The 11,418-nt window shown below is 72.8% G+C and carries 14 protein-coding genes; 7 read left to right on the top strand and 7 right to left on the bottom strand.

Annotated elements, in window-relative coordinates:
* A partial coding sequence (locus tag ACP4IX_RS03775; protein WP_426554750.1) for a maltotransferase domain-containing protein occupies nucleotides 1-630 on the bottom strand: 630 nt, incomplete at its 3' end.
* A 51-nt stretch (nucleotides 631-681) separates the two neighbouring features.
* Nucleotides 682-954, bottom strand: a complete 273-nt coding sequence (locus ACP4IX_RS03770) for a DUF5133 domain-containing protein (RefSeq protein WP_398132608.1) — start codon at nucleotides 952-954, stop codon at nucleotides 682-684.
* A 297-nt stretch (nucleotides 955-1,251) separates the two neighbouring features.
* Here ACP4IX_RS03770 and ACP4IX_RS03765 point away from each other — a divergent pair, with 297 nt between their 5' ends.
* The gene (locus ACP4IX_RS03765; protein WP_426519893.1) at nucleotides 1,252-1,767 is read left to right on the top strand and encodes a pep a2; all 516 of its coding nucleotides are present in this window, start codon (nucleotides 1,252-1,254) and stop codon (nucleotides 1,765-1,767) included.
* Nucleotides 1,764-3,911: a glycogen debranching protein GlgX gene (gene glgX, locus ACP4IX_RS03760; protein ID WP_426554748.1), complete on the top strand. Its 2,148-nt coding sequence runs from the start codon at nucleotides 1,764-1,766 to the stop codon at nucleotides 3,909-3,911. The genes ACP4IX_RS03765 and glgX overlap by 4 nt, the downstream gene beginning before the upstream one ends.
* A gap of 14 nt (nucleotides 3,912-3,925) precedes the next feature.
* On the opposite strand, the gene ACP4IX_RS03755 is transcribed toward glgX, so the two are convergent.
* The gene (locus ACP4IX_RS03755; RefSeq protein ID WP_426519897.1) at nucleotides 3,926-4,732 is read right to left on the bottom strand and encodes a VOC family protein; all 807 of its coding nucleotides are present in this window, start codon (nucleotides 4,730-4,732) and stop codon (nucleotides 3,926-3,928) included.
* On the opposite strand from ACP4IX_RS03755, the gene ACP4IX_RS03750 reads away from it, so the two are divergent.
* Both ACP4IX_RS03750 and ACP4IX_RS03745 read left to right on the top strand, forming a co-directional pair.
* Nucleotides 4,724-4,957, top strand: coding sequence for a hypothetical protein (locus ACP4IX_RS03750; protein ID WP_426519899.1), 234 nt, complete (start codon nucleotides 4,724-4,726; stop codon nucleotides 4,955-4,957). The genes ACP4IX_RS03755 and ACP4IX_RS03750 overlap by 9 nt on opposite strands.
* Nucleotides 4,958-5,076: 119 nt before the next feature.
* The gene (locus ACP4IX_RS03745) at nucleotides 5,077-5,370 is read left to right on the top strand and encodes an ANTAR domain-containing protein (RefSeq protein ID WP_426554764.1); all 294 of its coding nucleotides are present in this window, start codon (nucleotides 5,077-5,079) and stop codon (nucleotides 5,368-5,370) included.
* A gap of 21 nt (nucleotides 5,371-5,391) precedes the next feature.
* Here ACP4IX_RS03745 and ACP4IX_RS03740 read toward each other — a convergent pair whose 3' ends face one another.
* A complete protein-coding gene (locus ACP4IX_RS03740) occupies nucleotides 5,392-6,186 on the bottom strand; it encodes a SigB/SigF/SigG family RNA polymerase sigma factor (RefSeq protein ID WP_426554747.1) in 795 nt (264 codons plus the stop codon).
* A gap of 299 nt (nucleotides 6,187-6,485) precedes the next feature.
* Here ACP4IX_RS03740 and ACP4IX_RS03735 point away from each other — a divergent pair, with 299 nt between their 5' ends.
* Nucleotides 6,486-7,010 (top strand): hypothetical protein, encoded by a 525-nt coding sequence (locus ACP4IX_RS03735; RefSeq protein ID WP_426554746.1) that lies wholly within the window; start codon nucleotides 6,486-6,488, stop codon nucleotides 7,008-7,010.
* 18 nt (nucleotides 7,011-7,028) lie between these two features.
* Here ACP4IX_RS03735 and hemC read toward each other — a convergent pair whose 3' ends face one another.
* From hemC to ligD, 3 genes are all read right to left on the bottom strand, one after another.
* The gene (gene hemC / locus ACP4IX_RS03730; RefSeq protein WP_426554745.1) at nucleotides 7,029-7,964 is read right to left on the bottom strand and encodes a hydroxymethylbilane synthase; all 936 of its coding nucleotides are present in this window, start codon (nucleotides 7,962-7,964) and stop codon (nucleotides 7,029-7,031) included.
* A gap of 76 nt (nucleotides 7,965-8,040) precedes the next feature.
* A complete protein-coding gene (locus tag ACP4IX_RS03725) occupies nucleotides 8,041-8,817 on the bottom strand; it encodes an NPP1 family protein (RefSeq protein WP_426519909.1) in 777 nt (258 codons plus the stop codon).
* A gap of 144 nt (nucleotides 8,818-8,961) precedes the next feature.
* Nucleotides 8,962-9,942 carry a non-homologous end-joining DNA ligase gene (gene ligD, locus ACP4IX_RS03720; RefSeq protein ID WP_426554744.1) on the bottom strand — a complete coding sequence of 327 codons (981 nt, stop codon included), beginning with the start codon at nucleotides 9,940-9,942 and terminating at the stop codon, nucleotides 8,962-8,964.
* A gap of 571 nt (nucleotides 9,943-10,513) precedes the next feature.
* On the opposite strand from ligD, the gene ACP4IX_RS03715 reads away from it, so the two are divergent.
* Both ACP4IX_RS03715 and ACP4IX_RS03710 read left to right on the top strand, forming a co-directional pair.
* Nucleotides 10,514-10,894, top strand: coding sequence for a DoxX family protein (locus ACP4IX_RS03715; protein ID WP_426519913.1), 381 nt, complete (start codon nucleotides 10,514-10,516; stop codon nucleotides 10,892-10,894).
* A complete protein-coding gene (locus ACP4IX_RS03710) occupies nucleotides 10,891-11,388 on the top strand; it encodes a peroxiredoxin (protein ID WP_426519915.1) in 498 nt (165 codons plus the stop codon). Before ACP4IX_RS03715 ends, ACP4IX_RS03710 begins: the two co-directional genes overlap by 4 nt.
* Nucleotides 11,389-11,418 lie beyond the last annotated feature (30 nt).

The following is an 11,418-nucleotide window of genomic DNA, read 5'->3' as shown; positions in this document are numbered from 1 at the left end:
GGAGCGGGGGAAGAACTCGTACCAGGCGCCGTAGAGGGCGCGTTCGCGTTCCACCAGCAGGGGCAGCGGGTCGGAGGTGGTGACCAGGTCCCGCAGCGGGTGCCGGGCCAGCACCGCGTCCACCCGGGGCGTCAGCGCCGCCGCCAGCCGGGTGGCCACCGGCAGCGTGTCGTCGAGCAGGGCCGTCACCGCGGCCAGCACCGCATCGCGCCCGGCGTCCTTCGGCACCCCCGCTGCGGCCCGCCGGTACAGCTCGGCGCCCTCCTCCAGCACCAGGCCGGTGTCGATGCCGGCCGGCACCTTGATCCGCGCGTGGCGCTGCCAGGTGGTGACGGGGTCGCTCCACGCCTCCACCCGGTAGGTCCAGTTGCCCGGGGAGTCCGGGGTGACCTCGGCGCCCCAGCGGTCGCTGCCCGGGCTCAGCTCCCGCATGGGCGTCCACGGGCCCGGCCGGCCCTCGGGGTCCTTCAGCACGACGTTGGCGGCCACCGCGTCGTGCCCCTCACGGAACACGGAGGCGGTGACCTCGAACGTCTCTCCCACCACTGCCTTCGCCGGGCGCCTGCCGTGCTCCACCACCGGGTGGACGTCCCGCACCGGGATACGTCCGATCCCCACGGTCGTACTCATCCGTTCTCACCTCCGCCGTGCTCGGGGCCGGGCACCGCCCGGCCGTTCGGGTCAAGCCGCGCCGGAGGGGGTCTTCCGCCCCGACGGGGAGAGCCGGTCCTCCTGTTCCTGCGCATGGGTGACCAGGTTCGTCCGCAGATACCGTTCAGCGGCATCCGCTGCCTCGCGGGCGCACCGCTTCCCCATCAGCACGCACAGGGTGTAGCCGGAGTCCTCGAAGGTGGACCGGACGCCCACGTCCGCCGGGGACGCGAGCATCGAGCGTTCCCAGGCGCGGTAACGCCGCAGCTGCCGGGCGACTTCGCTCTTCGCGGGAAGCAGCATGGCCGGTCACCTTCCGGACGGTCCGGGGGTACGGACGATCGAGTTCTTCACACATGGTGCATGGCTGGTGACGCGTCGTCTTGTTGGATCTTCAATTGCTCTCCGCGCCGGAACCCCGACGGGTTCCGGTCGGCTCCGGCCGGTTCCGGTGCGTCCGCCGCTCGTGTTGCACGAATGGACTACTGCTCCCACTCTGGAGTGACTCAGAAGCGATCGGTGCTCACGCTTCGTGTTCGGGGAGCTCGTCCCCCAAGGGGCGAGGAGGAGCGAGAGCCTTCGCGGTGAGGAGCCACGACGATGAAGACCGCAGTGCCCTGCTACTACCACCTCGACGTGGAAGTGAGCCCGGAACGGGTCGGACAGGTCAGGCGCATCCTGGCCGCTCACCTCCGGTTCTGGAACCTGGAGAACCTCGTCGAACCCGTCTGCTCGGGGGCCGAGATGCTGCTTCGGGCCATCGACGAGCACGCGAGCGACAAGAACACGTCGATCGAGATGTGGTGGAACCACCAGCACCTCATCACGGCCGTGGGGGGCAACGACCACGCGCTCCGCCCCGACCAGGACCTGCGCAGCTGCCTGCAGCACCTCGCGGCCACCAGCGACGGCTGGGGCTGCTGCGCCACCGACACGGGGGCCAAGGTCATCTGGTTCTCGCAGCGCGCCCGGGCGGGCGAACGCGTTCCGCTGGTCGCGACGGCGCCGGAGCCGATCACCCAGGAGGGGCTGGAAGTGCCGCGAGAGATCATGCCGGTCGCCCGGCTGGCCGGTCCGGTGAGTACCGGCAACGGCGTTCTGGAGGAGGCCCGGTGACCCGCGCCAGGCCGAACTGGAAGGGGTCGCCCGTGTGGAGCGGGCACCCCTGCCCCCTGGGGGCCGTCTACGACGGGCAGGGCACCAACTTCGCGCTGTTCAGCGAGGTCGCCGAACGAGTGGACCTCGTCCTCGTCGACGACGACGGCACCCACAGCACCGTCCCGCTGCCCGAGGTGGACGGCTTCGTCTGGCACTGCTACCTGCCCGGCGTCGGCCCGGGGCAGCGCTACGGCTACCGGGTCCACGGTCCGTGGGCCCCCGCCGTGGGCCACCGGTGCAACCCGGCGAAGCTGCTCCTGGACCCGTACACGCGAGCCGTGGACGGGACGGTCGACAACCACGCGTCCCTCTTCGAGCGGGCCAAGGGCAGGGCCGACCCGGGCGACAGCGCCGGGCACACCATGCTCGGCGTGGTCACCGACCCGTTCTTCGACTGGGGCGACGACCGCCCGCCCAGGCGCCCGTACTCGGAGAGCGTGATCTACGAGGCCCACGTCCGCGGACTCAGCCGGACCCACCCCGACGTGCCCGAGGAACTGCGCGGCACCTACGCCGGGCTGGCGCACCCGGCGGTCGTGGACCACCTGACGTCCCTCGGAGTGACCGCCGTGGAGCTGATGCCGGTGCACCAGTTCGTGCACGACGGGGTGCTCCAGGACCGCGGCCTGTCCAACTACTGGGGCTACAACACCATCGGCTTCTTCGCGCCCCACAACGGCTACGCCGCCCTCGGCACCCGCGGGCAGCAGGTCACCGAGTTCAAGTCGATGGTCAAGACCCTGCACGCGGCCGGCCTCGAGGTGATCCTCGACGTGGTCTACAACCACACCGCCGAGGGCAACGAGAAGGGCCCCACCCTCTCCTTCCGCGGCATAGACAACGCCTCGTACTACCGCCTGGTGGACGGCGACTGGCAGCACTACTACGACACCACCGGCACCGGCAACAGCCTGCTGATGCGGCACCCCTACGTACTCCAGCTGATCATGGACTCGCTGCGGTACTGGGTCACCGAGATGCACGTCGACGGCTTCCGCTTCGACCTCGCGGCCACCCTGGCCCGGCAGTTCCACGAGGTGGACCGGCTGTCGGCGTTCTTCGACCTCATCCAGCAGGACCCGGTGATCAGCCGCGTCAAACTGATCGCCGAGCCCTGGGACGTCGGCGAGGGCGGCTACCAGGTGGGCAACTTCCCGCAGCTGTGGTCGGAGTGGAACGGCATGTACCGGGACGCGGTACGGGACTTCTGGCGCGGCGAGGAACACACGCTCGGCGAGTTCGCCTCCCGGCTGACCGGCTCCTCCGACCTGTACCAGCACAGCCGGCGCCGCCCCCGCGCCAGCGTCAACTTCGTGACCGCGCACGACGGGTTCACCCTGCGCGACCTCGTCTCCTACAACGACAAGCACAACGAGGCCAACGGCGAGGGCAACGGGGACGGCGAGAGTCACAACCGGTCCTGGAACTGCGGCGCCGAGGGCGAGACGAAGGACCCGGCCGTCCGGGAGCTGCGCGGCCGCCAGCAGCGCAACTTCCTCGCCACGCTCCTGTTCTCGCAGGGCATCCCGATGCTCTGCCACGGCGACGAACTGGGCCGCACCCAGCGCGGCAACAACAACGCCTACTGCCAGGACAACGAGATCTCCTGGGTCGACTGGCGGCTGAACGGGGAGCAGCGCGCCCTGCTGGACTTCACCCGCCGCGTCATCGCGCTGCGGGCCGGCCACCCCGTCCTGCGCCGGCGCCGCTACTTCCGCGGCGACACCCTCACCCACGCGAACCAGCCGCTGCCCGACCTGGTGTGGCTGCTGCCCGACGCGCGGGAGATGACCGACGACGACTGGCAGCGCTCCGGCGCACACGCCGTCGGCGTCTTCCTCAACGGCGACGCCATCGCCGAACCCGACCCGTGCGGCCGGCCGGTCACGGACGACTCCTTCCTGCTGCTGTTCAACAGCCACTGGGAGCCGGCGTCCTTCCGGCTGCCCGACGCCACCTACGGCGAGCGCTGGACGACCCTGATCGACACGGCCGACCCGGAGGGCGTTCCCGACGAGGCGGAGCACAAGGCGGGCACCGCCGTGACCGTCGAGCAGCGCAGTCTGCTGCTGCTCTCCCGGCCGTCCCGCGCCGGCGGGTGAGCACCGGCGTGGGGTCAGCTGCCGAGGCGGCGCGCGGTCACCGTGAACTGCGCGCCGTCGGCGTCCCGGAGCACGGCTTCGTCGCCGCTCAGCGACAGCACGCTGCCGCCGTGCCGCTCGGCGGTGCGGGCGCAGGCCGCGACGTCCTCGACCGCGAAGTGAACCTGCCAGTGCGGCCGGACGGCCGGGTCGGGCGCCGCTTCGAGGGCGCCCGACTCGATGCGCGCCACCACGTCCCCCTGGTTGCGCAGGACCACCTCGTCGCCCTCGTACTGGACCTCGCAGCAGCCGCTGGGCCCCGACGCCCAGTCGAAGATCTCGCCGTAGAAGATGGCGGCGTCGAAGGCGTCACGGGTGTGCAGCCGGATGAAGGCGGGGCGCGAGGCGCGCCAGGTCTCCCAGTCCGAGAAGAGTTCGCCCTCCCAGACCCCGAAGGTCGCACCGTCCCGGTCGGCCAGCAGGGCCGCCCGTCCGGGCGGGAGGGAGATCGGCCCGACGGCGGTCGTGCCGCCGCGCTCCTGCACGCGCGACGCGGCCTCGTCGGCGCTGCGTACGGCGAAGTACGGCATCCACGCCACGGCCATCTGCCACATTCCGGCGACCGCGGCGATCCCGGCGACCGGCGAACCGTCGGCCAGGGCGATCCGGAAGGGCTCGCCCAGTTTGGCGGGCCGCCACTGCCAGCCCAGCACGGCGGAGTAGAACTCCTCGGTGGCCTTCAGATCGCGGCTGGTCAGGCTCACCCAGCAGGGGGCCCCGTAGACGGAGTGCGGGGACAGCAGGCTCTCCCCGCCGGCGGAAAGGGACATGTCGTGGTTCATGGCAGTCGCGTCCTGATCTCGTCCACCGGCAGTCACCGGCTCCACACCAGTGTCCGGCCGGGAGTGCGGCGGGCGCCTGCCGAGTACCCCGGCCGCGGCGCCGAAACGGTGGCGGACACGCCCCGGACGGCCCAGTGGCGCAAGGAGGCACAGGTGGCGACGATGGAGGCGTCGGAGCGGTACCGCGCGGCACAGGCGGCGGTGACCCGCCGGATCCGGAGGTGACCATGCCCACGGACTGGGGCTCGGACCAGACCGGCTCGGACCGGACCGGCTCGGACCGGACCGGCTCGGACCGGACCGGCTCGGACCGGACCGGCTCGGACCGGACCGGCTCGGACCAGATCTTCCAGCTGCAGGAGCAGGTCCGGCAGCTGAAGGAGGCGGTCGTCTCGCACGCGGTCGTCGACCAGGCGATCGGGATGACCGTCGCCCTCGGCAGGGTGACGCCGGACCAAGGCTGGGCCGTACTGAAGGAAGTTTCCCAGCATACGAACATAAAACTGCGCAATGTGGCAGAAATGATCCTCATCTGGGGGCGCACCGGAGTGATGCCGTCGGAGATCCGGGCCGCCCTCGAGGACTCCCTGGACCGCCACGGCCCCACCCAGATCCCCGGCGCCCCGCCGGAGCGCTGAGTCCGGAGCGCAGCCGCCGCTTCACCGGACCTCCGCGAGGATCTCCTCCCGGATCCGGTCGAAGCAGCCGCTGAGCAGCCGGGAGACGTGCATCTGGGAGATGCCCAGCTGCTGCGCGATGCGGCTCTGCGTCATCCCGCCGAAGAAACGCAGGTAGAGGATGGTGCGCTCGCGCTCGGGCAGCGCCTCCAGGCAGGGCCGGACGGCCACCCGGTCCACGACCGCGTCGAAGGCCGGGTCCGGGCCGCCGAGCGCGTCCCCGAGGGCGTACCCGTCGGTGCCGGGCATCTCCGCCTCCAGCGAGAGGGCGGAGAAGCACTCCAGGGCCTCCATGCCGGTGCGGACCTCGGCCGTGGTCAGCTGCGCGTGCTCGGCGATCTCCTCGATCGTGGGGGCGCGGCCCGGCGTCGTCTGCGCCAGTTCCTTCGCGGACCTGCGTACCCGGTTGCGCAGGTCCTGGATCCGGCGCGGCACGTGCAGCGTCCACATGTGGTCGCGGAAGTGCCGTTTGATCTCGCCGGTCACGGTGGGTACGGCGTACGCCTCGAAGGCGTGGCCGCGTCGCGGGTCGTAGTGGTCGACGGCCTTGACCAGTCCGAGGGCCGCGACCTGGTACAGGTCCTCCAGGTTCTCGCCGCGGCCCCGGAAGCGGACCGCGATCCGCTCGGCCATGGGCAGCCAGACCTGGATCAGTTCGTCCCGCAGCGCCTTGCGCTCCGGCCCCTCGGGCAGCCCGACGAGCCGGTCGAACGCCGCGGCCGTGTCGGGGGCGTCGTCGTGCGGGTGCGGCTTGGTTCTGCCGGCGATACGCGTCATGCGCACCTCCCTCAGCAGGGGGGCTGGCAAATCCTCATATATATGGATACTGAGCGCGAATGCTCCGAACGGCCACCCGAACGGATGCGGACCGGTGAGTGAGACGGGGGCGCCGCGGAACGTGATGTGTGGCACGCTCTGGGTGATCGTCCGGCGGGGGCGCCGGCGGATCGTCCCTGCGTAGCGCTTGATCGCCGAGCAAATGGGGCGAAGTCCCTGGCCACGGCGTATTCCCGCTCATTTGACAGTGCACTGAGCGCACAGATAGGAAGCAGCGTCGAGAGGTCGAGAGGGGCACCGTGTACGAGCCGAACGTGGTCGGGGACTGGCAGGAGTACGACGAGCACCCCGGCCTGCGGGTCCGCGTCCACGGCCTTGAGCCGGCCGAGCCGCCGCGTGGACGCGACGACGCCGCCGAGGGGCTGACGTACGTCCGTGTCCGGGTGACCGTCGAGAACCGGGGCGGCCGGCACCTCGGCATCCACCTGGAGGACGGCCAGATCGACGTACGGATCGGCCCCGACGGTGAGGGCGCCTTCCTCGACTGGCGCAACTCCCAGTTCATCGAGGGCTTCGACGTCTACCCGCTGCGCCGCGCCACCGCCGTGCTCTACGCGGCGGGCCCGGAGGCGAGCCTCGGCCAGGTGGACGTCCAGGTGCAGCTGCGGGTGGACGAGGAGTGGGCCGACCGCCGGCTGTGGACCGGCGGCCTCGGGTTGCCCGACGGGGCCACCGGGCCCCTGTCCGCCACGGCGCGGGAGAACGGCCTGGCGCACCAGGTGAGCGCCTTCCTGCGGGACCAGGCGGAGGAGGGCTCCGCCTGATCCTCGGGCGGGCGGCCCTCAGTGCGCGATGCCGTCGATGATCTCGCGGGCGCCCTGACGCAGCAGCGCCACGGCGACCGACGTGCCGAGGGTCGCCGGGTCGAGCGGGCCGGCCCACTCGTGGGCGTTCAGCCGCGTCTTGCCGTCCGGGGTGAAGACGCAGGCCCGCAGGGAGAGTTCCCCGCTCCTGTCCACCCGGGCGTACCCGGCGATCGGGCTGTTGCAGTGTCCCTGCAGGACGTGCAGGAACATGCGCTCCGCCGCCGCCTCCCGGTGCGTCCCGGGATGACCGAGACCGCTGACCGCGTCGATGAGCGCGGAGTCGCCCTCCCGGCACTGCAGGGCGAGGATGCCCGCGCCGATCGGCGGCATCATCGTCTCGGGGGAGAGGATCTCGCTGATCACGTCGCGGCGTCCGATGCGCTCCAGGCCGGACACCGCGAGGAGCAGGGCGTCGGCCTCGCCGGCGGCCAGCTTCGCCAGACGCCGGTTGGCGTTGCCCCGGAACGGCACGCACGTCAGGTGCGGGTGGGTGGCGGCCAGTTGGGCGACGCGGCACACCGAGGAGGTGCCGACGCGGGTCCCGGCCGGCAGCTCGTCCAGGGTGAGCCCGTCCGGATGGACGAGCGCGTCGCGGATGTCGTCCCGCTCCAGGAACGCGGCGAACACCGTGCCCGCGGGCAGCGGCCGGTCGGCGGGCACGTCCTTGACGCAGTGCACCGCGAGATCGGCCTCGCCCGACAGCAGCGCGGCGTCGACCTCCTTGGTGAACGCGCCCTTGCCCTCCACCTGGGACAGGTCGCCGAGCCACTTGTCGCCGGTGGTCCTCACCGGCACGACCTCGGTGCGCACGCCGGGGTGGAGGGCCGCCAACTCGGCCCGGACGCGCTCGACCTGAGCCAGGGCCATGGGGGAGTCGCGGGAGACGATGCGGATCAGTTCGGGGGCGGACATGGGGACACGATAGTGCTCCCGGGGCCGCCCGGGTCCCGCGCTTCCCCCGTCCGGCCCCCTGCCGGCCGCGCCCGCCTCAGGCGTTCGGGTCGAAGGAGATGCCGGAGGGCTTGGCGGCCGCCAGGTGGGAGGCGAAGCTGCCGTCCTTCAGGCCGAAGCCGGCGCTGCCGAAGTCGTGGGAGCTCAGCTTCTCGCGCAGGCCGGCCGGATAGCCGTTCCAGCCGACCAGGGTCGGGTACTGCCAGCCGCCCTTGTGGTTCTCCGGCGGTTCGTCGCCCGAGGTGGCCAGGCGGAAGCAGTGGGTGCTGATGCCGTCCTTGTGGTAGACGATCTTCGGATGGGTTCCGTCGAAGCGGACCGCCGACCTCGCGTGCACGCTGAACGAGCCGTGGTTGGAGGTCGAGACGTACTGGACGGTGCCGTCCCGCACCCACACCACGACGTGCTCCCAGTCGTGCCGGTGGCCGCCGAGGCTGCTGCCGGGCAGCGCCTGGTCCTTCTCGAAGTAGAGGCCGTACATGTAGGCGCACCAGCCGTTGTTGCACGTGGTGCGCGAGTAGCCGTTGGTGTTGTCCAGGTCGGAGGCGTCCCGGCAGTTGCCGTTCAGGGCGCCGGTCGGCTTGAGTCCGCCGTTGACCGCTCCGTCGGCGCCGATGGCCGGGGTCGGGTAGCAGCCGTCTCCGTCGTAGTCGTAGGCGGGCTGGTACGCCCGCTCCAGGCTGTCCGCGTTGCCGGGCAGCCCCGGGGGCGGGGCGGCGAAGGCGGTGGCGGGGAAGGCGACGACGAGGGCCAGGGCACCGAGCGGTGCGGCGAGCCATCTCTTGCGGCGGGCGGGGGCGGTACGCGACGACACCGCGTCCTCCTCTGTGTCCGGGCGCAGCCGGGCGGCTGTGGGGGGAAAGGGAGTTCAGCGTGCCGCCCTTTCACTTCCGCGCCAAGGGGGCACGGGCGTCCCCGCGGTGAAGGCCGGCCCAATACTTGACCCCGCGTCACACGGTCACACCATGTCGTCCGGAATGTCGGCGGCCGACTCCTCGGGAGCGAGGTCCGGGCGGAGCCTGAGCCAGGACGGCTGGCGCAGCATGCCCTCCCGGGTGCGGGTGCTGTAGCGGACCTCGCCGACCAGCCGGGGGACGACCCAGCGCGCCCCCGGCACCGGCGGCACGGGGTCGAAGGGGCACACGTCCGTCGCGGCGGTACGCAGCAGCGCGGCCAGCTCGGTGCGCTCGGCCGAGCTCCAGCCGGTGCCGACCCCGCCGACGTAGCGCAGCCGGCCCGCGGCGCGCTGGCCGACCAGGACGGCGCCGGGCAGGCCGGTGAGCCCTCCCTTGCCGGGCAGCCAGCCGCCGACCACGACGTCCTCGCTGCGCATGTTGCGGATCTTGATCCAGGCCCGGGAGCGGACTCCCGGTTCGTACACCGAGTCGAGCCGCTTGCACACCAGGCCCTCCAGACCGTGCTCGCGGGTGGCCCGCAGGGCCTGCTCGCCGTGGCCGACCAGCGCGGCCGGAGTCGACCAGGACGGCCCGCCGAGGCCGAGGTCCGTCAGCCGGTCGCGGCGCCGGGTGTAGGGGAGGCGGAGGAGGGACTCGCCCGCCAGGTGCAGGGCGTCGAACAGCACCAGGTGGACGGGGACCCGCACCGCCCGCTGCGCCGCCCGGTCCGGGGCGTGTGCCAGGCCCATGCGGGACTGCAGCAACTGGAAGTCGGCGCGGCCCTCTTCGTCCAGGGCCAGCACCTCTCCGTCCAGTACGGCGGCGGTGGAGCCGAGCGCGGCGCCGAGCGGTGCCAGTTCGGGGTAGGCGGCCGTGATGTCCTGTCCCGAGCGGGCGCGCAGCCGCACACTGCCGTCGCCGGGCAGGTAGGCCACCACCCGCTGGCCGTCCTGCTTGGTCTCGTAGGCCCAGCGCGCGTCCTGCGCGGCGGGCGGCAGGGAACCGGGGGTGGCGAGCATGGGAGGGATCAGCGGCAGCTCCACGGGTCAGTACTCGACGCGCCCGCGCGCCGTCACGCGCGTTGTCCGCCAGGTTCGCCTGAACGGCGCCGGTCCCGGTGCGGGGCCGGCGCCGTTGCCGTCAGCGGGCCGAGGCGGTCCGCGCCGGATCCGCTGCTGCGCGGGCCTCCGTGAGAACTCGCCGTACGACGGCGGATCTGCGACGACTCCCGGGACTGGCCGTCGCGGAGGCGAGGAGAGTCCCGGCGCGGCGGTGATCACGGCGGACAGGGCGGCAAGGCCGGATCAGGTCAGCGCGACCCGGCAGCTGATCCCGGCCACCGCCGAGCGGCTGTTCGCCGAGCACGGGGTGGACGCGGAAGACGACCGGGACGCTGGAGCCGGGAGCCGGGAGCCGGGAGCCGGGAGCCGGGAGCCGGGAGCCGGGAGCCGGGAGCCGGGAGCCGGGAGCCGGCCGGGAGGCGTCTCCCGCCGCTCGTCCGGCTGGCTGCACGGCCCGTCCGGCCGCGCGCCCGCCACCGCCGCATCCGAAGAGGCGGCGTCTCGCCCCTTACGTCCGAGTAATATCGCGCGGCAGGCCCCCGGAGGAGGAACCGTGTCCCGGTCCGAACGCTCACCCCTGCTGCTCGCCGGCCTGCTGGCCACCGCGGGCGTCGCCCACTTCGCCCGCCCCCGCACCTTCGACGCGATCGTGCCGCGCGGCCTGCCGGGCACGCCCCGGGCGTGGACGTACGCCAGTGGCGTCGCCGAACTCGCGCTCGCCGCGGGCATCGCGCTGCCACGTACCCGCAGGGCGGCCGCGCTGACCGCGGCCGCCTTCTTCGTCGGGGTGTTCCCCGCCAACGTCAAGATGGCCGTGGACCGGAGGCACCACCCCGCACCGCAGAAGGCCGCCGCCTACGGCCGGCTGCCCGTGCAGGTGCCGCTCGTGCTGTGGGCCCGCGGCGTCGCCAAGGGACGCGAGGGCCGGTCGTGAGCCGCTCCCCGGCGGTGGGCGACACGGTCGAGGACTTCGTGCTGCCGGACGAGACCGGCGCCCCGCGCCGCCTGTCCGAGCTGCTCGCCGAGGGGCCCGTCGTGCTGTTCTTCTATCCCGCCGCCCTGACCCCGGGCTGCACCGCGGAGGCCTGCCACTTCCGCGACCTCGCCGCCGAGTTCGCCGCGGCCGGCGCCCGCCCCGTCGGCGTCAGCGGGGACCCCGTCGAACGGCAGCAGGAGTTCGCCGGGCGCCACACGCTCGGCATGCCGCTGCTGTCGGACAGCGACGGCGCGGTCCGCGAGCTGTTCGGGGTGAAGCGGGGGTTCGGCCCGCTCCCCACCAGGCGGGTCACCTTCGTCATCGGGCAGGACCGCACCCTGCTCGAGGTCGTCCGGAGCGAGCTGAGGATGAACACGCACGCCGACCGCGCCCTGTCCGCGCTGCGTGCTCACCGCGGACAGGGCCGTGCCCGCCGGTTCCGCCGCGGTTGAAACCGGACCACAAAGGGTCAATCCTGGACG

This window comes from Streptomyces sp. WG5 (assembly GCF_049974565.1).
Lineage (GTDB): Bacteria > Actinomycetota > Actinomycetes > Streptomycetales > Streptomycetaceae > Streptomyces.
This window is presented reverse-complemented; position numbering and strand designations above follow the sequence as displayed.

Excerpts from the sequence above, each read along its gene's own strand:
- ACP4IX_RS03770 (WP_398132608.1), bottom strand. The coding sequence starts at position 954 with ATGCTGCTTCCCGCGAAGAGCGAAGTCGCCCGGCAGCTGCGGCGTTAC.
- ACP4IX_RS03765 (WP_426519893.1), top strand. The coding sequence starts at position 1,252 with ATGAAGACCGCAGTGCCCTGCTACTACCACCTCGACGTGGAAGTGAGC.
- ACP4IX_RS03755 (WP_426519897.1), bottom strand. The coding sequence starts at position 4,732 with ATGAACCACGACATGTCCCTTTCCGCCGGCGGGGAGAGCCTGCTGTCC.
- ACP4IX_RS03740 (WP_426554747.1), bottom strand. The coding sequence starts at position 6,186 with ATGACGCGTATCGCCGGCAGAACCAAGCCGCACCCGCACGACGACGCC.
- hemC (WP_426554745.1), bottom strand. The coding sequence starts at position 7,964 with ATGTCCGCCCCCGAACTGATCCGCATCGTCTCCCGCGACTCCCCCATG.